Annotated in this window: 17 protein-coding genes; 16 read left to right on the forward strand and 1 reads right to left on the reverse strand. The window is 31.4% G+C overall.

Annotated elements, in window-relative coordinates:
- The first annotated feature begins 9 nt into the window (after nt 1-9).
- Entirely contained in the window at nt 10-600 is a 591-nt protein-coding gene (locus KZH69_RS07650) for a sugar transferase (protein WP_255557673.1), read from the forward strand.
- Nucleotides 601-821: 221 nt separating this feature from the next.
- Complete coding sequence (locus KZH69_RS07655; RefSeq protein WP_219316841.1) at nt 822-2,771, forward strand: polysaccharide biosynthesis protein; 1,950 nt, start codon at nt 822-824, stop codon at nt 2,769-2,771.
- Between the two features lie 322 nt (nt 2,772-3,093).
- Here KZH69_RS07655 and KZH69_RS07660 read toward each other — a convergent pair whose 3' ends face one another.
- Nucleotides 3,094-3,867, reverse strand: a complete 774-nt coding sequence (locus tag KZH69_RS07660) for a hypothetical protein (protein ID WP_219316842.1) — start codon at nt 3,865-3,867, stop codon at nt 3,094-3,096.
- A 276-nt stretch (nt 3,868-4,143) separates the two neighbouring features.
- On the opposite strand from KZH69_RS07660, the gene KZH69_RS07665 reads away from it, so the two are divergent.
- The 14 genes from KZH69_RS07665 to KZH69_RS07730 all read left to right on the forward strand — a co-directional run bounded on the left by KZH69_RS07665 (nt 4,144) and on the right by KZH69_RS07730 (nt 18,950).
- Entirely contained in the window at nt 4,144-4,551 is a 408-nt protein-coding gene (locus KZH69_RS07665) for a helix-turn-helix domain-containing protein (protein ID WP_219316843.1), read from the forward strand.
- A 688-nt stretch (nt 4,552-5,239) separates the two neighbouring features.
- Nucleotides 5,240-6,109, forward strand: a complete 870-nt coding sequence (locus KZH69_RS07670) for an ABC transporter permease (protein WP_219316844.1) — start codon at nt 5,240-5,242, stop codon at nt 6,107-6,109.
- Nucleotides 6,110-6,195: 86 nt separating this feature from the next.
- Nucleotides 6,196-7,464 (forward strand): ABC transporter ATP-binding protein, encoded by a 1,269-nt coding sequence (locus tag KZH69_RS07675; protein WP_219316845.1) that lies wholly within the window; start codon nt 6,196-6,198, stop codon nt 7,462-7,464.
- Nucleotides 7,464-8,207: a hypothetical protein gene (locus KZH69_RS07680; protein ID WP_219316846.1), complete on the forward strand. Its 744-nt coding sequence runs from the start codon at nt 7,464-7,466 to the stop codon at nt 8,205-8,207. The genes KZH69_RS07675 and KZH69_RS07680 overlap by 1 nt, the downstream gene beginning before the upstream one ends.
- 1 nt (nt 8,208) lies before the next feature.
- A complete protein-coding gene (locus KZH69_RS07685; RefSeq protein WP_219316847.1) occupies nt 8,209-9,918 on the forward strand; it encodes an FkbM family methyltransferase in 1,710 nt (569 codons plus the stop codon).
- A 40-nt stretch (nt 9,919-9,958) separates the two neighbouring features.
- On the forward strand, nt 9,959-10,801 hold the full coding sequence (locus KZH69_RS07690) for a class I SAM-dependent methyltransferase (protein ID WP_219316848.1): 843 nt from the start codon (nt 9,959-9,961) through the stop codon (nt 10,799-10,801).
- The gene (locus KZH69_RS07695; protein ID WP_219316849.1) at nt 10,798-12,093 is read left to right on the forward strand and encodes a glycosyltransferase; all 1,296 of its coding nucleotides are present in this window, start codon (nt 10,798-10,800) and stop codon (nt 12,091-12,093) included. The genes KZH69_RS07690 and KZH69_RS07695 overlap by 4 nt, the downstream gene beginning before the upstream one ends.
- 5 nt (nt 12,094-12,098) lie before the next feature.
- A complete protein-coding gene (locus KZH69_RS07700) occupies nt 12,099-12,947 on the forward strand; it encodes a glycosyltransferase family 2 protein (RefSeq protein WP_219316850.1) in 849 nt (282 codons plus the stop codon).
- 2 nt (nt 12,948-12,949) lie between these two features.
- Nucleotides 12,950-13,918 carry a glycosyltransferase family 2 protein gene (locus KZH69_RS07705; protein WP_219316851.1) on the forward strand — a complete coding sequence of 323 codons (969 nt, stop codon included), beginning with the start codon at nt 12,950-12,952 and terminating at the stop codon, nt 13,916-13,918.
- Nucleotides 13,919-13,978: 60 nt separating this feature from the next.
- Nucleotides 13,979-15,202, forward strand: a complete 1,224-nt coding sequence (locus KZH69_RS07710) for a glycosyltransferase (RefSeq protein ID WP_219316852.1) — start codon at nt 13,979-13,981, stop codon at nt 15,200-15,202.
- Between the two features lie 10 nt (nt 15,203-15,212).
- On the forward strand, nt 15,213-16,199 hold the full coding sequence (locus KZH69_RS07715; RefSeq protein WP_219316853.1) for a glycosyltransferase family 2 protein: 987 nt from the start codon (nt 15,213-15,215) through the stop codon (nt 16,197-16,199).
- A 25-nt stretch (nt 16,200-16,224) separates the two neighbouring features.
- A complete protein-coding gene (locus tag KZH69_RS07720) occupies nt 16,225-17,073 on the forward strand; it encodes a glycosyltransferase family 2 protein (protein WP_219316854.1) in 849 nt (282 codons plus the stop codon).
- A 14-nt stretch (nt 17,074-17,087) separates the two neighbouring features.
- Nucleotides 17,088-17,870: a glycosyltransferase family 2 protein gene (locus tag KZH69_RS07725; protein ID WP_219316855.1), complete on the forward strand. Its 783-nt coding sequence runs from the start codon at nt 17,088-17,090 to the stop codon at nt 17,868-17,870.
- A 9-nt stretch (nt 17,871-17,879) separates the two neighbouring features.
- On the forward strand, nt 17,880-18,950 hold the full coding sequence (locus tag KZH69_RS07730) for a glycosyltransferase family 2 protein (protein ID WP_219316856.1): 1,071 nt from the start codon (nt 17,880-17,882) through the stop codon (nt 18,948-18,950).
- The last annotated feature ends 22 nt before the right edge of the window (nt 18,951-18,972 follow it).

Here is an 18,972-nt window from a genome sequence, read left to right on the forward strand (position 1 = left end):
ATTTTTCATTTGAAATCAATTTTAAAACGACTTTTTGATGTCATATTTTCGGTATTAGGAATTTTTTTATTTTTTTGGTTGCTGCTTTTGGCTTGGGGCATAGCTATTTTAGATACCCGAACCAATGGTATTTTTACTCAAGAACGGATCGGACGTTATGGGAAACGATTCAAAATTTATAAATTGCGTACTATTCAATTGAATTCTGGTACAGAAATAGTGCAAATAACCAGAATTGGCCGTTTACTTCGAAATTATAAATTGGATGAGTTGCCGCAGCTGATTAATGTTTTGAAAGGGGAAATGAGTGTCGTTGGACCAAGACCTGATATATCGGGATACTACGATTTACTAGAGGGGGAAAAGCGTAAAATTCTAGAATTAAAACCTGGATTAACAAGCCCGGCGTCTTTAAAATATTACAAAGAAGATGAGTTATTGGATGCCCAGGATGACGCAAAAGGATTTAATGACAATGTGCTTTTTCCAGATAAAGTACAATTGAATTTAGAATATTATTACCGTCAAAGCTTTTGTGGTGATTTAAAAATCATCTTCAATACTTGTAAATTGCTAATTAGCAGAAATAAAGAACAGTAAAATGTTTTTTTAATGATTAGGGCTGCTAATTTTCAATATAAAGAACGTATTTCCTGAATGAAAATGAATAATGTATTTAAAAGTGGATTGATGGAACCCTTTTTTTGCATTTAGTGTAAAAAGTACTATTCAGTCAATCTAATTTAACCTATGAGAGATTTTAAATTGTATTTTTGCTTTCATGTTTCATTTCTTTTTAGAAATTTTTAAAATTGTTTCATATGAATGAAAACTCTATATATACTGGATTTTTTTCAAGGTCCAATTTAAGATTAAGTATTCGTAATTTGAGTTATCTGCCGAGGTGGATAATTATTATGATTGATTTATCGGTTTTGATCGTTGCTTTTTTCTTTACATTAATTATTTTTAGGGGGACGGGGTTGCAGTATATTAACACTTCTAAGGATGTAGTGTTTATTTCTTGTTTTTTTGGAGTTAATATTTTCTTTTTTTGGTTGTTTAGAACTTATTCGGGTATTATAAGGCATTCTTCGTATATTGATGCTGTTAAGCTATTATTTTCGCAGATGGCCGTTATGGTTGTGTTTCTAGTATTCAATTTTGTCTATGAATTGTTTTATGATGAAAGGGCTTTTTTAACTACAGCTCTTTTTATAAATGTGGTGCTTTCTTTTTGTGGATTGTTTTTGTATCGAGTTGTTGTTAAACAAACCTTTGAGTTGTATTTATCAGAAAAAAGCACAACAAAATTAATTAGAACCATCATTTATGGAACTGATGCGAATGCCATTTCTGTTGCCAATGCTTTAAAATTCGAAACACCTACCCGTTTTAAAATCGTAGGTTTTGTTGATAGAAACAATCAAAATGCATCCAAAAGAATGTTGGATTTGCCCATATTGGTTCAAAAGAAAAAATTACCTTCTTTGATGCGTTCAGTAGGAGCCGAGGCTGTAATCATGGCCGATAAGAGTTTAGAAAAAGAAGAACAATTAATCATAGTGGATCAATGCTTGGAATTTAATTACAGGGTATATACAGTTCCTTTGATCACTGACTGGGAAAATCAGAAAGAGATTTCTCAAAAGGTTAAAAATATTCAAATTGAAGATTTATTAGAAAGAAAGCCAATCGTTTTGGATAATAAATCTATTTCAAAACAATTAAAAGATAAAACAGTTTTAATCTCAGGTGCAGCTGGTTCTATCGGAAGCGAAATCGTGCGGCAGGTTTTGACATTTAGTCCCAAAAGAGTCATTATTTTAGACCAAGCCGAAACACCTTTGCATCACTTAAGTCTTGAATTAGAGAAAATACACTCGAAATCAAAAATTTGTAATGTCATAGCTGATGTTAGGAATAAAGAAGCGATGAATAGAGTTTTTAAATTGTACAAACCACAAATGGTATATCATGCTGCTGCATACAAGCATGTACCATTGATGGAGGAAAATCCATCACAGGCCATATTAACGAACATAGAAGGAACCAAAAATCTGGCAGATTTGGCTTGTGAATACAATGTAAAGAAATTTGTTATGGTTTCTACAGACAAAGCGGTAAATCCGAGTAATGTAATGGGGGCTAGTAAAAGAATAGCGGAAAAATATGTACAATCTTTGCAAATAAAAAATTTAAAAGAATGTAACGAGAACGCTACCAAATTTATTACTACTCGTTTTGGAAATGTTTTGGGTTCTAATGGTTCTGTGGTTCCTTTGTTTACCAAACAAATTGCCAGCGGAGGCCCAGTTACAATTACACATCCCGATATTATACGTTATTTTATGACCATTCCAGAGGCTTGCCAATTGGTTCTTGAAGCTGGAGCAATGGGTAACGGAGGCGAGATTTATATTTTTGATATGGGAAAACCAGTTAAAATTTTAGATTTAGCCAAAAAAATGATAAAGTTGGCTGGATTTATTCCTGAAAGGGATATAAAAATTGAAGTTGTAGGTTTACGACCAGGTGAAAAATTATATGAAGAGTTACTTAATGATACTGCAAAAACGATTCCAACGTATCACGAAAAAATCATGATTGCCGAGGAAATTCAAGATGAGTTTGAAAATTTACATGTTGACATTAATGAACTGATAGGAATTGCTAATTTCTTTGACAATGATGATATTGTAGCCAAAATGAAAGTTATCGTTCCTGAGTTTAAAAGTATGAATTCTACTTTTGAAATTTTGGATAAATAAGTTTAAAAAACAAATAGATAGAAAAGGTTTACAAGGGATGTCCTTGTAAACCTTTTTTGATTACGATATCGTTTATGCCAACATTAAAGTGAGCGATAGCTTTTTAATATTGAATTTTTGCATTTTGAAATTAATAGAGAAAAGCATCAATCTCAATTATTGTTTAATGACACTAGAGCAACTAAAAAAGTTAAATAACTTTGTAATATAAATGAATCCAGAGAGATCTATTTATAGTAGTTGCAATAGCTATAGTTTTTGGGGATACTGTAAAAGCCAGCTTATAAGGATCGAAAACTTTTTTTATTTAATATACCACATTTTAGTCTTTTGTCGGTTCATCTGGCATTTGACAGGCGATAATAGAAACTGTATTACTTCTTCTGTGCAGTAGTATGTATTTGGTGCGTTCTTTTTTTGAAAAGCCAATGAATAGAAATGTTAGCAGACAATGATTTTCTTTTGGAATCCCAGAAGTGATCAGTATAGTTTGCTTCTCAGATTCCTTATCACAGATGATTTCTTCGCTATAGCAGGTATCGAAATTGTCATTGGCAAAGTCCCAGTTGGCTGTTGCTAATGCGAGATTAACATGAGTTGCTTCCTCTGGCCAGTCTAAATGGATTTTGGGTATAAAGTCCGCTATTTTTAAAGTTGCCTGTTCTGGTAAATGTTCAAAGCCTGTCATTAGTATTTTTGATAAGGGCTTGTTTTTATTGCCTTCAAATCCAAGCAAAATTTCGTGGAGGAATGGCGATTTCATCCCTTCTTCCAATGTTCGTTTTCCTTTTGGATTTAAGCTGTCCTCTTTGAGGATTTCGAGTATTATTTTATTGGCTCTGCCTGCAAAGCTAACGTCTTTTGATTTTTTAAAGAATTGCACTGCCAATAGGCGGAATATCCTTGATTTCCTAGAAGCGTATCCCATTTCCTTTCCCTGTTCCCTGATGGGGTCATATATTGGATTTGCCATGAACTCTTTTGAAGTCATAAACTTTTCTCTTTTCATTCTGGCAAAATTGCCCTCGGGAGTGTTTACAAAATTTATATCGTCGAGTGTTCCGGAAAGTTTAAAAGGTGCAATTACTTTAGCCATAGTTTAATGATTTAGAATAAAAATATGAAATTAAGTACAATTTTTATTTGTTGGTAAAAAATAAATCAACGATTCGGAAGATTTAATTTATTTTTAAGCATAGAAGACGGTCTGTCTAGTACGAAACAATTGTCCCGTACTAAAATGCACTATTCCATATACGACTATAATATCTGACAAAAAGAATATTTTACAGGATATTTTTTTATCTTTGGAATTCAGAGTTTTTAACCCAAATGGCTTTATCTTTGAGCCTTTAGAAAATTGCTATTCGTTATGGAACATAAAATACATCAGGGAAGAAACGTAAAACGTTTCAGAGAGATGCTTGGCATCAAGCAGGAGGCATTGGCTTATGATCTGGGTGAAGATTGGAATCAGAAGAAAATTTCTATGTTAGAGCAGAAAGATGTTATTGAGGATAGTCTGCTAAAACAAATATCAAACTCATTTAAAATTCCTGTTGAAGCTTTTCAGAACTTTGATGAGGAACAAGCAGTAAATATCATTTCTAATACTTTTGGAGAACACGCTTTCAGTAATTCATTTAATTACGGAACAATTAATATTCATCCGATTCAAAAATTGATTGCACTACACGAAGAAAAGATAGCTTTGTACGAGCGAATGTTGAAAGAGAAGGATGAAATGATGCAGAGACTTGAAAAACTAATTAATAAATAATCATTTATAAAAGATCTATTAATTCAAAAAAGAAAGAGACCCGAAGGTCTCTTTCTTTTTTGGTGTACCTATGGCTAAAGAAACTATCCTAAGTTTGATTTCTATAATATAGATACCATTTGATGAAGTTCTTGCGGTTTACCAAACTTAATCCTTTGTGAATATTTAGATTGCCCTTTAAATGCCCAAAAGAGGATTCCGTGAATTCGTGGAACTAGATATCTTGTCGTCTTTCAATTGCAAGAACATATTAGGCAGTGGCTTCTTTATTACATTTAGGCATATTTGCTTATTTTGTTTGTTTTTTCGTACGTAAAAAAACTATGAGTTGTCTTTTTTAATAATTAAACTCATAATTTAATTTAAGTATATTTGCCGATAAAAATTTCGTTTGAATTCAACTGATTATGTGAGTTTGGATCGCGAAGCGATGCCATTTATCTGAAGATTGTGTCTAGAAATTGTTTAAAAAAGGAATTCAAAAAAAATCAGTTATTGTTTTGGTTTGCAATCAAAATATTGCGATTGAGACCAGTTTATATTGAAGAACTATGAAAAAGCTGTTTAGAGACTTACTTTCAATACAATAATTAAATGTTGCAGATCGTATCACTCTTTTAAAAATTGTACTTTTGCTTTATATACTAATGATAAATATTATGCATATTGTTTTTTGCTACAAATACTAATGAATACTAATTCTTCTCAAAACACCAATTGGCTGTTTGAAATAACTCCCAAAAACAAATTTTTTACTCTAAATCTTAGGGAAGTTTGGCAATATAGAGATTTACTTTTTCTTTTTGTAAAGCGTGATGTAATTACGGTCTATAAGCAAACAGTTTTGGGACCGCTTTGGTATCTCATTCAGCCTTTGTTTACTTCTGTTACCTTTACCATAATTTTTAATAATGTTGCCGGAATCGATACGGGAACCGTACCGCCATTTTTGTTTAATTTGGCCGGGATTACGGTTTGGAATTATTTCACGGCCTGCCTTAATGGGACATCAGACACTTTTAAAGCTAATGCAGCAATTTTTGGAAAAGTTTATTTCCCGAGAATAATTACGCCGCTGTCTGTGGTGGTTTCCAATTTGATCAAGTTTGGTATCCAGTTTTTTATTTTTGTGGTTTTTTACCTTTTCTATTATATAAATGGCGCCCCTTTGAGTTTGAACAGTTCCGTTGTGTTTTTTCCTGTTTTGATCCTATTGATGGGGATTTTGGGATTGGGATTGGGGATGCTGATTTCGTCTATGGTAACAAAGTATAGAGATTTTAGTTATTTAATTGGTTTTGGAATCCAATTGTTAATGTATTTGTCGGCTGTGATGTATCCGATGGCTTTGTTACAGGAAAAGATGCCCCAGTACAGTTGGTTAATACAATATAATCCGTTGGCATATGTTATAGAAACAGCTCGTTATATGCTACTTAATGTTGGGCAAATATCCCTTTTAGGACTGTGTTATACTTTTGGAGTAACGTTTGCTGTTTTTTTTGTGGGGCTATTGGTTTTTAATAAGACGGAGAAGAGTTTTATTGATACCGTTTAACCCCCTAGCCCTCTGAAGGGGGAATTGGATTGTGAGATGATAGTTATTGCCCTTAACTCTTGAAGAAGAAATAGATTTAATACTAAATGAGTAAAGATATAATTTTAAAAGCCGAAAACATTTCCAAGCAATACCGACTTGGACAAGTGGGAACCGGTACGCTCAGTCATGATATAAACCGTTGGTGGCATCAAATACGTGGGAAGGAGGATCCCTATTTGAAAATTGGGGATACCAATGACCGAAGCACCAAAGGCTCGAGCGACTATGTCTGGGCTTTGCAGGATATTAATTTTGAGGTAGAACGAGGTGAGGTTTTAGGAATTATTGGTAAAAATGGAGCAGGGAAATCAACTTTGTTAAAAATACTTTCCAAAGTTACAGCTCCCACTACAGGAAGTATCAAGTCCAGAGGACGTATTGCCTCTCTACTTGAAGTGGGCACTGGTTTTAACGGAGAAATGACCGGTCGCGAAAACATCTTTTTGAACGGTGCCATTTTGGGAATGACCAAAAAAGAAATTGCTTCCAAACTTGACGAGATTATTGAATTCTCTGGTTGCGAACGCTATATAGACACCCCCGTAAAACGCTACAGCAGCGGAATGACCGTGCGTTTGGCTTTTGCCGTAGCTGCTTTTCTAGAGCCTGAAATTTTGGTGATTGATGAGGTATTGGCTGTGGGTGATGCCGAGTTCCAGAAAAAAGCCATAGGCAAGATGCAGGATATATCTCGTGAAGGAGGGAGAACCGTTTTGTTTGTGAGCCATAATATGGTTGCGGTACAAAATTTGTGTACTAGAGGGATTTTAATGGAAAATGGTTCTATTAAAGCTGAAGGAAAAATAGGAGATATAATAAGTGGTTATTTGGCTGTAAACAAGATAGTAAGTACTAAATTGTCTGCGGTTAATGATCGGAAAGGAAATCAAACGTTAATTTTTGAAGAAGGGAAATTAATTTGTGAAGCTAATAGTGAAGGATTTATAGAGTCACATAAAGATTTGAAAATTAGTATTCACTATAAACTAAATCTTATTGATGAAATTAGACAATATCGAATTGATATTGGTATTAATAATTTTATGGGAGACAGAGTAGCTTGGTTATCTTCAGAATCTATAATTAATGATTTTGAATTAAAAGAGAATAATCAATTGGATTTTACAATTAGGGAATTGCCTTTAGCCCCGGGGGATTATACCTGTAATTTATTCTGTGAAATTAATAATGAAATTGCAGATTGGTTATCCCAAGTAATGCCTTTTAGTGTTATTGAAAAAGATTATTATAATACGGGGAAATTGATTCCTAAGAACCAAGGTGATATATTGTTAAATTATTCTATGCGTTAATGATAAATAAAATTAAGTCGATAATAAATGAGTTCAGAGTTAATAATAAACAAATTCGTTTAAAATTATCTGAACTTGAAAGTCAGAATAGAGAGTTAGAATGGGCACATATTTATCATGACAGCATCAGAGGGAAAAAATGGATAGAAGAATTGCCCCTTAATGTTGGCAGATGGGCTGGGAATTATTCTTTCTTTTATGTTTTAAATAGAATACTTTCAGATTATATGCCTGAAAAAATTTTAGATTTAGGTTTAGGTGAGTCTAGTAAGTTTATTTCTGCTTATATAGAAAATTATTTATTTGAGAGTTCACATATTATCGTTGAGCAGGATAAGAATTGGATTGATTCTTTTCAGGAAAGATTTAAGTTATCGACAAATTCAAAAATTATTCATTGTCCTATTGCTGTAAAAGAAGTTAATGGTTTTAATGTGAAGTTGTATCAAGATTTTAATGAAAAAATTATAGAAAAATTCGATTTATATATTATAGACGGGCCTTTTGGCAGTGAAAGATTTTCTCGTTATGATATTATTTCTCTTGTTGAAAGGATTACGGAAGATGATCAATTTATTATTATTATGGATGATACTGATCGTAAAGGAGAACGGGATACTCTTAACGAAATTAAAAAGCTCTTAAGTTCAAAGGAAATAAACTATTATATTGGAGAATATACGGGTAATAAGATAGTTACAATAATTGCGTCTGAAAAATATAAATTTTCAATTAGTTTGTAATATGAAATCTTTAGCACCAATAGTTTTATTTACATATAATCGTCCAAGGCATACTCAACAAGCATTGGATGCACTTGCCCAAAATAAAGAAGCCAAGGACAGTGTTTTATATGTTTTCTGTGATGGTGCTAAAGAAAATGCAACTAGTGAAGATTTATTAAAAATTGAAGCCGTTAGGAGTTTAATTTATGCAGAAAATAGATTTAAAGAACTTATAATTAAGGTACAGGAAAGAAATAAAGGTTTGGCTAATTCTGTTATAGATGGTGTAACAGAGGTTATAAACACTCATGGAAAAGTTATTGTTTTGGAGGATGATATTATAGTAGGGAGATATTTTCTTGAATTTATGAATGGAGGACTTGTACTTTATCAGAAGGAAGAAAGAGTATATGGAATAACAGGATATTGTTTTCCTCATAAAGGTAATGTAAAAGAGGGAACATATTTTTTGCCTATAATGAGTTCGTGGGGATATGGAACTTGGGCTGATAAATGGATAAAAATCAATTTTAACGGGCAAGGATTACTTGACGTAGTTGAGAATAAAAAGATAAAAGATAAATTAGATTTTGGTAATTTACATTTTTATCAAATGCTCAAGGATCAGGTTTTTGGTAAAAATGATTCTTGGGCAGTAAGATTTTATGTTTCGATGTTTTTAAATAAAGGTGTATTTCTTTTTCCTAAAATATCCTTGTTAAAGAATATTGGATTTGATGGCACAGGAGTGCATTGCGGTTTAGATTTATCAAGAAAATATGAAGGAGGATTTGAAAATAATGTAAATATTCAAATTGATAAGAAGGAGGTTTTATTACAAAGAAACATTATCAAAAGATTTAAAATGTCAGAGTCAAAAGCCAAAGTGAAAATAGCGATTCGTGTTAAACGAAAACTTGTTGGACTCTTTGCTCCTGAAATTATCCAGTTTATAAAACGTAAATTAAAAGTGTCTCAAAATGAACAGGAACAGTCTTTAGCTAATTTTCCACGCTACACTAAAACAACGGTTATGTTAAAAGGTTGTGAAATTACAATTCCTGATAGCGCGTCGTTTATTTTTATGAGTAAGGAAATTTTTAAAGAAGAGATATATAGATTTAAAACATCAAATAAAACACCTTATATTGTAGATGGTGGCGCCAATATTGGTTTGGCAACGATTTATTTAAAATTGTTATATCCCGATTCAGATATTGTTGCATTTGAGCCAGATCCCGAGATTTACAGGATATTGGATAAAAATATTAAATCGTTTAATTTTACGAATGTAAAGTTACTTCAAAAAGGACTTTGGAATGATAATACAACATTGTCATTTAAGTCAGAAGGCGCAGATGCTGGTTTGATATCAGATCTAGACAAAACTATTTCTGCTTCTGGGACAATAGAGGTGGTTTCCCTTAGACCTTATTTAAAAAAGACCGTAGACTTCTTAAAGCTGGACATAGAAGGTGCAGAGACTGTTGTTCTGAAAGATATTGAGGAAGATCTGGGTAAAGTTCAAAGAATTTTTGTTGAATATCATTCTTTTGTTGGTCAGTCGCAGTCGTTAAACGAAATTATTGAAATTCTAACAAAAGCCGAGTTTAGGCTTTATATGTCAATTCCAGGAAATAACTCTTTGAATTCCCCTTTAATGGGTTTAGGGAATTATAATAATATGGATTTTCAATTAAATATATTTGGATATAAAGAGGATAAATAGTTTAATTAAAATTCTTTCTTAATAAGGAAAAAAAACATATATGAAATTACTTAATTTAGGTTGCGGTAATGCATACCATAAGGATTGGTTAAACATTGATTTTGTTTCAAACAACGGGTATGTTGCCGCACATAATCTTTTGAATGGCATTCCGATTAAAGACAATGATGTAGATGTTGTTTATCATTCCCATGTATTGGAGCATTTTTCTAAAAGTGATGGTTTTCGTTTTATTGAAGAATGTTATCGTGTTTTAAATACAAATGGGATAATCAGAATTGCTGTCCCAGATTTAGAAATTATTGTGAAAGAATATTTGATGAATCTTCAATTGGCACTAGAGGGAAATATTGTAGCTACGAACAATTATGAATGGATTAAATTGGAATTATTTGATCAAATGGTGAGGAATGAAAGTGGTGGTGACATGAAAGATTATTTATATCAACCCATTATGAAAAATGAAGAGTACGTTTTTAAACGCATAGGTTCAGAAGGGAAAATAATTAGAGATTCATTTTTGAATAAACAGATTGTTAAGAATAAACAGATACGATCAAATGGATCTATTTTTAAATCACTGTTGAAAAAAGGGAAAGCTATTATTGTTAAAATAAGTATTAGAGAGCGAAAAAAAACTTTAACGGAACAAGAATCTAAAGCATTGAAAATTGGACAATTTAGACTTGGTGGTGAAATACATCAGTGGATGTATGATCGTTATTCATTGTCGAAACTTTTAAGTCAAGTAGGTTTTACAGAAATAAAAGTTTGTAGTGCGTTTGAAAGTGAAATCCAAAATTGGGGTACTTATCAACTGGATGTAATTAACGGAGAGGTTAGAAAGCCTGATTCCCTATTCATAGAAGCAAAGAAGTTATGAATGTTCTTTTAGTTAATACATACGACAAAGGTGGTGCGGCTAATTCTTGTAAGCGTTTGCATATGGGACTCCTTGCAAAAGGAATAACTTCAAATGTGCTGCTTAGATTTAAGCAAAATAATTGGCCAAAATCGTTATGCTTTAAGCAACCACAAAAAAAGCGTGCTTTTCTTGATAAAGTTGCAAATAAAGCACAACGAATTTTAAGAGAGTTAAAACTGTATTCGGATATTGATGGATCTAAAAGAAAGCATCAGCATTTTTTAAGCCAAAGGAACCGAAATTTGGAAATGTTTAGTTTCCCTAATTCAGATTGTGATATTACTCAGTCTGAATTTTATAAGGAAGCGGATATCATTAATTTGCATTGGGTAGCAAACTACTTGGATTATAAAACTTTTTTTGAAAGCAATAAAAAGCCGGTAGTTTGGACTTTACATGATATGAATCCGTTTACAGGGGGAGAACATTATCTTGAAGAGTTTTTAGGAATTGATGCGGCTGGGTATCCCATAAAAAGAAATTTATCTGACGAAGAAATTAAAATTGGCAACGAAAACTTTGGCATTAAAAAGGAAGTACTTTCAAAGGTCTCAAATTTGACAGTTGTTACTCCTTCAGAATGGTTGGCAAAAGAAGCAAGAGAAAGTGAAGTTTTCAAAAACGTAAAAGTTCATTGTATTCCTTACGGATTAGATACTTCAATATATGCACCAAGGGATAAAAAATATTCGAGAGACTTGTTTGGTATTCCGGAAGGTAAGAAAGTTGTTTTGTTTGTAGCCGATTCAATATCAAATAATAGGAAAGGATTTGTTTTCTTAAAAAGAGCCTTTGAGCAATTGTCAGATTCAAATCTAGTGTTATGTGCGATAGGCAATAAAAATACTGATTTGTCTTCGGTTGAAAATGCGTACGAGTTGGGACCTATTTTTGATGAACGATTAATGAGTATCGCTTATTCAGCAGCTGATGTATTCGTGATTCCTTCCTTAATGGATAATTTGCCAAATACCGTTCTAGAATCCTTAGTCTGTGGCACGCCGGTAATTGGATTTCCAGTTGGGGGAATTTTTGATATGATTCAAGATGGCGAAAATGGTTTTATTACTGAAGAAATAAGTGTTAATTCACTTGTTGAAACTTTGCAAAAGTTTTTAGAGAATCCAAGTTGTTTTGATAATGTTTCGATTCGGGAAAACGCAATTAAAAAGTATGATCAGTCCGTGCAATCAAAAAAATATATTGATTTGTTTAATACTATTTTGAAATCTGCCGAAAATAAAATTTAAAAATAATGTCCAAAATTTCCATAATCACCATCAACTACAATAACCTCGAGGGATTGAAAAGAACCGTAGAGAGTGTTGTTAATCAAACTTGGCAAGAATTCGAGTATATTGTTATTGATGGAGGGAGTACAGATGGGAGTAGGGAATTTATGGAAAACCATTGTCAAGACTTTGATTGCTGGTTAAGTGAGTCTGATACAGGAATTTACAATGCAATGAACAAAGGAATTGCGAAAGCGAAAGGTGAGTATTTGTTGTTTTTGAATAGTGGGGATTGGTTATGTAATGAAAAAGTAATTGAAAGTGTTTTTTTTTACATGACTAATTTTGATTTGTATTATGGGAATTTGGTTAAAGTTTATCCTAATAATGAGAAGGTAATTGATAAAGGGGTTAATGGTATTCCTATTTCGTTAAATACTTTTGTGAAAGGGACATTAAACCATGGCTCCTCTTTTATTAAAAAAGAACTTTTTTTGAAGTATGGATTGTATGATGAAACGCTAAAAATTGTTTCCGATTGGAAATTTTTTTTAATTGCTTTGGGTTTAAATAACTCTAGGGTTAAATATCTTGATATTGAAATTTCTTTTTTTAATATGGATGGGATAAGTAATAGCAATTTAAAATTGCGAAATGAAGAGAGAGCAAATGTATTAAAAGAAGTCGTACCCATCCCAATATTAAGAGATAATGATATTTTGAACCAGTTTCAACAATTAATAGATCCGAATCAATTTCAAGTATTAACAGCATTGCATTTTTCTTCATTATTTAAAAAAATGAATTTAATATGGTTTAAAGTTTTGTTTTTTTTTATGCGTGTTAACAATAAGTTTTTAAATAAGAGTTAATCATGGAGATTCCTTTAGTGAGTATTATTATACCAGCGTATAATTCCAAAGCTTTTATTGAAGAAACTATTGAAAGCGCATTACAACAAACGTATAACAATATTGAAATAATTTTGGTTAATGATGGTTCTACTGATGGTATAGAGGAATTGTTTGGTGGGTTTCAAAGGCAAGGTGTTCTTTGTTTTACAATTGAGAACTCAGGAGCTTCAAATGCTCGTAATTTTGGATTTTTGAAGTCTCAAGGTGCCTTTATACAATATTTGGATGCTGATGATTTACTACATCCTCATAAGATAGCAAAGCAAATAGAATCAATGCGTAAAAATAATGCTACTATTTGTTTTTCAAAATGGGTTATGTTTGAGAATCATATAGAAGATTCTCAGATGTTTAAGTTTTCTAAAGTGAATTATTTGAATCCTAAAAACGGAAAAGAATTGTTGTTTAGTTTTGGAATGGAGAATTGGTTTGTTCCGCCAATTTCATGGCTTACTAGCAGAAATCTTATAGAAAAAGCGGGTTTATGGAATGTTGAGATTAGTAATAATGATGATGGGGAATTTTTCTTCCGTGTTTTATACAATGCGGAGAAAGTAATTTGTATTGATGAGGTTTATAGTTATTATCGAGTTTTAGAGACTAACAGTTTAAGCAAATTGAATTCTACGACAAAAATAAATTCTGCTTATACCAGTTATCGACTGATAGAAGAATTATTGTTAAATAATTATCACAAAGAATTAATGTGTTACCCAAAGCGACTTTATTATACTCATTATTTAATGATAAGGAATGATTTTCCAGAATTGGCAAAGCGTTCTGCAAAGGCTTTTGACCAATTGCGAACTGATTGTTTTTTAAGTCGGAAAAAAAAATATTGGATTATAATTAATTGGTTTGGACTGTATAAAGGTACATTGATATATGATTTTGTACTTAAAGTGTTATTTAATATTAAAAGAATATAGGTTGTCATTTTTTATAGAACCAATGTGATTGATAATAACTTTAAATTATACAAATAGTTTATGTCTCCAAAATCTATAATATTTCAAACTAGTAGCTTTCCTATAGCTTCTGAGACTTTTATAGTGTCGAATATCATTGCATCAATAGAGAAAGGATATGATGTTGTTATTATGACCAAAACAAAAAATAAAATTGGAGACTCATCACAAGCAGAGTTGTTGTGTAAATACAAACTCTTAGAAAAAACGGTAGTACTTAAACAGCCTACAAAAAAGTACAAACGTTTATTATTTGGTTTTTTTTGTATGTTGCATCCAATTATATTGTTTTATTTTATCAAGCACTGTTGGCAAAATGGGACTTGGAAATTCAATCTACTTTATAAACTTCACCATTATTTGCCATATCGAAAAGCGGATGTTTTCCATGTTCATTTTGCAGTCGCTGCCGATGAACTTCCAGTATTGAAGCAAATGGGGTTTTTAAAATCTAAATTATTGGTAACCTTTCACGGATATGATGCTTTCTTTAGGGATAATTTTGAACAAGAACTATTAAAGAATAGATATAGTTTGCTTTTTCAATTTGCTGATAGGATAACTGTAAATACTCCTTTTTTGCTAAATAAGGTTTTGGCGTTAGGTTGTTTGTTGTCGAAATTAGCCATAGTTCCAGTAGGGGTAAATCTTGAATTTTTTTCACCGAAAAACTACCCTAAACAAATAATATCAGGTCAAGAGTTACAATTAGTCAGTGTCGGACGGGTTGTTGATTTAAAAGGTCATGAATATGGTATTCGAGCGGTGAAATTGCTTGTTCATAGCGGATATTCAGTTTTTTATACTATTATAGGAGAAGGAGTATTGCTAGAAAAACTCAAATTATTGGTTAAAAATCTGCAATTAGAATCCTACGTTGCGTTTTTTGGAAAAGGGAGCCAAGAAGAAATTCGAGAAGTCTATGAAAATTCCCATATTTTTTTAATGACTTCGATTATGGATGCCACAGGAAGGGAAGAAGCACAAGGGATTGTTACTGCAGAAGCACAGTCAATGGGGCTACCAATAGTTGGATTTGAAAGTGGAGGTGTTCCATTTACTATTTCTGAAAGAACGGGCATTTTAGTTGCGCAAAAAGATATCGTTTCTTTGGCAAATAATATTGAGAAATTGATAAAAAATAATAAAAAATATGTGCAGATGAGTAATGATGCTAGGATATGGGTTACGGAAAATTTCGATATTTCTAATATGATTAACAGTTATTATAGTGGTATAATTTAACAAAATTGGAATGGATAATCCGTTAATTTCTATAATTATCCCTACTTTCAATAGAGTTCTTTTGATAAGAGAAACTCTTGATAGTATTTTGGTACAAGGTTATGCTAATTGGGAATGTATTATTGTAGATGATGGGTCTACTGATGATACTATGGCTTTAGTGGAAGAATATTTGAAAAAGAACAGTCAATTTAAATACTATCTGCGACCTGAAAATCGTCCAAAAGGTGCGAATGCCTGTCGTAATTACGGATTTGAAAGAAGTAAAGGTGAATTTATAATGTTTGTAGATTCAGATGATATTTGTGAACCTTTTTGTTTAGCGGAACGAATGGCTTTAATGACAAAAGACTGGTCCATTGATTTATTAATACGAGATACTTCTTTACTTATTGATGGCAAAAAACAATTGTTTTCCATTAATAAAGACCCAAAAAACATCAATATAGAAAATTATTTGAGGATGTTTTTGAGGTATGAGATTCCTTGGCATACTATGGGTTCTTGCTATAAAAGGTATATTCTTGAAAATTGTAGATTTGATGAAAATTTAAAACGATTTCAGGATGTTAGTTTTAATATAAAAGTACTTTCACGATTGAATCAACTTAAAATCAGTAGGGATTATAACATTGATAGTTACTACAGAGTAGATGAAGATAAGGTTTTGAAGGGAAATTTTATAGCTAATATGTTAGATTCACTACTCGTGTTATATGAAATACATGTAGATTTTTTCAAGAATAAAAACTACGCATCTGATTTAAGAAAGTTTAGTTGTAAGATTATTTTGGAATACGTTATGCCATATTTTTATCAAAATAAGAAAGAGTCCAATAAGATTTTTGTTTGGTCTATAAAGTCAACATTATATACTCTAAAGCAAAAAAGAGAATTATTATTATTAATGTTTTTTTTAAATTTCAAATTGTTTAAAATTAAAGGAATAGGGATGAATGCATTTCGAAATAAGTTTAAAAGAATTGTAAACGAATAATGTTTACCCACTAAGTACAATATTTATGTTAGAAAAACCATTAGTTTCCATTATTGTCCCCTGTTATAAACAAGCTCATTTTTTGTCAGAAACATTGCATTCAGTATTGGATCAAACTTATGATAATTGGGAATGTATTATTGTAAACGATGGTAGCCCAGATAATACTGAAGAAGTGGCCACTAAATGGTGTGAAAAGGATAATAGATTTAAATATTTAAAGAAAACAAACGGAGGATTATCTAGTGCTAGAAATGCTGGTATAACAATAAGTAGCGGAGCTTTGATATTACCTTTGGATTCTGATGATATATTAAATTCTAATTATTTAAGGAGGCTTGTTCCTGAATTGATTCATGATGATGCTTTGGCGATTGTATCTTGCTATAGGGAGTTTTTTAGAGACAAAAAAGAAAATATTTTTTATCAGGAAAAAGCATCAGGCAGTACCTATCATCATTTGATGTATGAAAACATTATGATGCCTAGCTCATTGTTTCGTAAAAAGTGTTGGGAAGAGGTAGGTGGGTATGATGAGGAAATGAAATTTGGTTTTGAAGATTGGGAGTTTTGGATTTCAATCACAAAACGAGGGTGGAAATATAAGTTTGTTGAGGAGTTTTTATTTTACTACAGAAAATCAAAAAACTCAATGTTAATTGATACCTTAAAGAATCATGTAGAAAACAATATAGAATACGTGTTTAAGAAACATAAAGAAATTTATATTGAGCACTATGACATGACTCTTTTCTATTTTATTTTTTTGATAAAAAGGCATCGTTCAAGTGAAATGAAAATTAAAAATTCGCTAGAATACAAGATTGCTAAAATAATAGCCAAACCGATTAGGTTTTTGAAAAGTATCTTTTAAAGCAAAAATTCCTTATGATTTCAGTAGTAATAAGAAACAAAAATCAAGACGATGCACTTACTTTTTTGTTAAAAAATTTGACAGAAAGATATAGTGATGATATTGAGGAAATAATTGTACTGGATAATTTATCAACAGATCAAAGCCAAAAAAGAGCGGAAAAATACGGGGCTAAATTTGTAAGTATTGCAAATTTTAGTTACGGAGGGAGTGCTAATAGGGCGGCGAGTGAAGCAAGTCAGCCTATAGTTGTTATTTTTAGTGCGCATTCTTATCCCGTTAGTCATGATTTTTTCAAATTGATACTTAGAAAATTTGAGGAGAATTTCAATCTTGCAGGATTAAGATGTTTGCATAGTTCGAACGACTTTAGAGGGTTTATAAACAATGTTAAATCGAAAGATGATCCTAATAAAGCGGGGCTTATTTTTTCAGGTTCAGCATTTAGCAAAAAAGTTTGGGAAAAACACCCATTTCGAGAAGATGTGGCTACATTTGAGGACAAAGAATGGACCAAAAGAGTTTTAAAAGAAGGATATGACATTGAATTTGTTGCTTCTATATTTCATTATGAAATAAAAAGAACCCCACGGCAAAATTTCTTTAGATTTAAAAATGATGTAATTGGGAATTATCAACTTTGGCATCAAGACTTAAGTTTGTTAAGTGTTTTCAAAGGTTTTATAAAATCGATTTGCATATTGTTAAAGAATTTTTTTGTTGGTTTTTGGTATGTTTTATTGAGATTTTTCTTCATGATAAGATTTGTTTTTAATGATAAACCTGAAAAATTTTAACTATTTATATTGATAACACTAGTATTAACATATCGTAATAGAGAACTTCGTTTAGTAAAGAATTGTTTGGATTCTTTAGCGAAACAAACGGTTCAATCATTTGAAGTAATTTTGGTCGATTACGGCAGTGATACTTTTTTTCGCAGGGGCATAATACAGTTGGTTCAGAATTATTCTTTTGTGGAATTAGTTTCTTGCTCCGTTCATGGTCAACTTTGGAACAAATCTAGAGCTATTAATATAGCTTTAAAACAAACGAAACATCCCTATTTTTTAATAGGTGATGTTGATATGTTATATCGTCAGGATTTTTTTGAATGTTTAGAATCAATAAAGTCGGAAGAAAAAGCGATTTATTTTCAGGTTGGTTTTTTAAATAAAGAAGAGTCATTTCATGAAAAGACTTTTAAAGATTATAAAATTAATCATTTGTCATCGATAGAAGCTACTGGAATTACGCTCTATCCAACCACTTTGTTAAAAAGCATTAATGGATATGATGAATTTTATCACGGTTGGGGCGCTGAAGATACAGATGTACATATTCGTTTCAAAAATGCCAGATATGAAGTAGAATTTTATGACAAGGAGATTTTATTATTACATCAATGGCATTCTAAACATTATCGTTCGAATAAAAGTAAGGCACCTTTTCATTTGACATTAGAAAAGATAAATCACTCTTATAGCCAGCTAGTCATCAAAATGGCAAAAATAAAAGCAAATGCAAATTTGCCTTGGGGCTTAATTACTAATGAATCTGATAGTTTAAAATTAAATGAATTGCCAGACTTTAATATGACAATTGAACCAGTCGATGTACAAATTAAATCTTTTATTGCACAGTTTAGTGATTGCAAGGATAAATTGATTTCAGTTGAAATTAAAGATGTCTCACTTGCTAATAAAATAAAACAAACCTGTAAAAAAATACTAGGTAAAAAGTATAAAATCTATCTAACGATGAATGATGTCAATGACAGGCTATTAGAAGAAATAGTATTTAATTATAGAACTCAACTTTATTTTTATTCCTTTGACAGGCAAAATAGGATAATTACTTTAAAAATTCAATTTTAAAAATAAAGACAAAATCATAATC

It is taken from the genome of Flavobacterium taihuense, assembly GCF_019351435.1.
GTDB classification, from domain to species: Bacteria; Bacteroidota; Bacteroidia; order Flavobacteriales; family Flavobacteriaceae; genus Flavobacterium; species Flavobacterium taihuense.

Excerpts from the sequence above, each read along its gene's own strand:
- KZH69_RS07655 (WP_219316841.1), top strand. The coding sequence starts at position 822 with ATGAATGAAAACTCTATATATACTGGATTTTTTTCAAGGTCCAATTTA.
- KZH69_RS07660 (WP_219316842.1), bottom strand. The coding sequence starts at position 3,867 with ATGGCTAAAGTAATTGCACCTTTTAAACTTTCCGGAACACTCGACGAT.
- KZH69_RS07665 (WP_219316843.1), top strand. The coding sequence starts at position 4,144 with ATGGAACATAAAATACATCAGGGAAGAAACGTAAAACGTTTCAGAGAG.
- KZH69_RS07670 (WP_219316844.1), top strand. The coding sequence starts at position 5,240 with ATGAATACTAATTCTTCTCAAAACACCAATTGGCTGTTTGAAATAACT.
- KZH69_RS07675 (WP_219316845.1), top strand. The coding sequence starts at position 6,196 with ATGAGTAAAGATATAATTTTAAAAGCCGAAAACATTTCCAAGCAATAC.
- KZH69_RS07680 (WP_219316846.1), top strand. The coding sequence starts at position 7,464 with ATGATAAATAAAATTAAGTCGATAATAAATGAGTTCAGAGTTAATAAT.
- KZH69_RS07685 (WP_219316847.1), top strand. The coding sequence starts at position 8,209 with ATGAAATCTTTAGCACCAATAGTTTTATTTACATATAATCGTCCAAGG.
- KZH69_RS07690 (WP_219316848.1), top strand. The coding sequence starts at position 9,959 with ATGAAATTACTTAATTTAGGTTGCGGTAATGCATACCATAAGGATTGG.
- KZH69_RS07695 (WP_219316849.1), top strand. The coding sequence starts at position 10,798 with ATGAATGTTCTTTTAGTTAATACATACGACAAAGGTGGTGCGGCTAAT.
- KZH69_RS07700 (WP_219316850.1), top strand. The coding sequence starts at position 12,099 with ATGTCCAAAATTTCCATAATCACCATCAACTACAATAACCTCGAGGGA.
- KZH69_RS07705 (WP_219316851.1), top strand. The coding sequence starts at position 12,950 with ATGGAGATTCCTTTAGTGAGTATTATTATACCAGCGTATAATTCCAAA.
- KZH69_RS07710 (WP_219316852.1), top strand. The coding sequence starts at position 13,979 with ATGTCTCCAAAATCTATAATATTTCAAACTAGTAGCTTTCCTATAGCT.
- KZH69_RS07715 (WP_219316853.1), top strand. The coding sequence starts at position 15,213 with ATGGATAATCCGTTAATTTCTATAATTATCCCTACTTTCAATAGAGTT.
- KZH69_RS07720 (WP_219316854.1), top strand. The coding sequence starts at position 16,225 with ATGTTAGAAAAACCATTAGTTTCCATTATTGTCCCCTGTTATAAACAA.
- KZH69_RS07725 (WP_219316855.1), top strand. The coding sequence starts at position 17,088 with ATGATTTCAGTAGTAATAAGAAACAAAAATCAAGACGATGCACTTACT.